This is a genomic window from Thermoactinomyces sp. CICC 10523, from assembly GCF_016055105.1.
GTDB lineage: Bacteria > Bacillota > Bacilli > Thermoactinomycetales > Thermoactinomycetaceae > Thermoactinomyces_A > Thermoactinomyces_A daqus.
The window spans coordinates 1-2,009 of record NZ_JAECVX010000034.1 but is presented as its reverse complement, the minus strand read 5'-3'; the positions used below and the strand labels follow the sequence as shown (position 1 = coordinate 2,009).

2 protein-coding genes are annotated in these 2,009 nt (G+C 44.9%); both read right to left on the bottom strand.

What is annotated here, in order from left to right; all coding sequences use genetic code 11:
- Positions 1-785 precede the first annotated feature (785 nt).
- Entirely contained in the window at positions 786-1,517 is a 732-nt protein-coding gene (locus I8U19_RS17045; protein ID WP_033102438.1) for a class I SAM-dependent methyltransferase, read from the bottom strand.
- Positions 1,518-1,807: 290 nt separating this feature from the next.
- A partial coding sequence (locus I8U19_RS17450) for a hypothetical protein (protein ID WP_220185050.1) occupies positions 1,808-2,009 on the bottom strand: 202 nt, incomplete at its 5' end.

The following is a 2,009-nucleotide window of genomic DNA, read 5'->3' as shown; positions in this document are numbered from 1 at the left end:
TCTTTAGTTTTCAAGGAACACTCTCCGTCGCCGCCGTTTTTATCACGACGACAATTTATATTCTATCACATCGCTGTCACGCTTGTCAACAACTTTTTTTGTTTTGTTCTCTCGCTTTTTGCAAGATGTTGTCGTATCAGTGACGAAAATAAATATACTACCCTTTTATTTGATTGTCAACACCTCTTTTGAGATTTATTTTATTTCCATCATTTTATGCACATGTAAACCCGGACGGAAACAAAAAACATACTTGCCGTCACTCGGCCGACTTGAACGATCCCTCCCCCCTCGAGCAGTTTGCAGCTCTCCATGTTTGACCGAATCGATCAATGTCTTTCCTCTGCTTTAAAGTACCTAAAAACAACCTGGTGTTTTCTGCTCAAACCAGTGATGAAAAACGCTTTTACCGTTTTCCCATAACTAAAGAATCCGGCCGGCACGTTTATCAACCGTGGAGAACCAGCGGGAAACAAAAAGAGAGGCGCAGGAAATGCAGACAAGGATCGGAACGCCCGGTTTCGGGACACGCTGGCAAGAGCCCGGGTCAAAAAACCCCCCAACTTTCAACTTTCATGCAGATACCTTGATTTCGACAACATCAGATGATGCAAAGTTCCTTAAAACAGCGCTTCTCCTGTTTACCGGATCTTCCTGTCAGGATGAAGGATTCTGAACCAATCAACCGCTCGTGTATGATAACGGGCATTCTCCAATTCGGAATTAACGACCCAAGTTTCCTTGTACGCTCATAAGTTCCATTCCCGTCAAGGCACATGCATCCTCTAAGGTTTACGACCCACCACAATCCGTACAGGAGGAAAAATAAAATAATGGGGACCGGCAATCTGAACGCCTGTCGCTCCCAACTCTTCAAAAATCGCGGCATATTCATCAACATGCCGGAAATCGAGAATCGCAAAATGTCCTCCCGGCTTGAGCACCCGGAATATTTCCCCGAGCGCTTTGCGACGTTCATCTTTATCGTAAATATTGTGCAGGGCCAGACTGGAAACAATCACATCAAATTCATTGTCCGAAAACGGAATATCCCGCGCATCAGCAGATACGACTTCGACGCGTTCTCTTACTCCTTCTCTTTCGGCATTTTCCAGAGTTACATCAGGATGATTGCCCGATTGATCCTGTTCATTCCAAATATCAATTCCGATTGCCTTACCTCTGTCCAGGCGTTTGGCAGCAGCATTCAGAACGAGTCCTCTCCCGCATCCGATATCGAGCACTTTTTCATCTCCCCGCCAAGGGACGAGATCAAGCAGTTTCTCCCGTTCATAATACTTCCCGACTTTGCTGCTCCAAATCATATAAACGGCTTCAATGAGACAAATCAACCCCAAAAGGAAGGGAATCGTTCCGATCCATCGCCAAGCACCGGCAAAAGCAAAAAAAGTCCCCATACAGAGAAGAAGCAAAACGATGCCGATCAACGCCAAGTTTCGAATGACACCAGGAGCATCTATGCCATAATCCCCTTTTTGATTACCAGTCTTATCCATTCACTTCACCTGCCTGTCGTTTTTTGAATGTTTATGGGTAGTGTAACGGAAACCCGGATGACGCAGCTCAGATGAGCTTCATTTCCATTATACAAATTCGGATAAACACTTTGACACCTGCCTGACCAAAAACGTGTGAATGCTTGATCACCTGCATCCATTTCCCAGCAACAAACTCAAAAGTAACATCGTTTGCTGCATATGACCTGACAGGAACAGAGGAACGAACTTACTGCCGGGGACATTTGCAACGCTTATAAATTCCATTATTCAGGAAACAATCCAGGGATTCAAAAGGATTCCTCCTGGATAACATCATCTTCATCCACAAAGTGAATCAATGTAAGAAGGGATCCCGGCTGACAGAAGCACTCAAAACAGAGGCGCGATGAAGAAAGGATGGAGAAGGAGGATGAATCGAAGGAAATAAAAATAACAAAGACAACAATGAAAAAGCCACCTCCAACGAGGTGGCTTGTATCTTTGCCTGGC

Bases quoted from the DNA above. Each gene is read 5' to 3' on its own strand.
- I8U19_RS17045 (WP_033102438.1), bottom strand. From the start codon at position 1,517: ATGGATAAGACTGGTAATCAAAAAGGGGATTATGGCATAGATGCTCCT.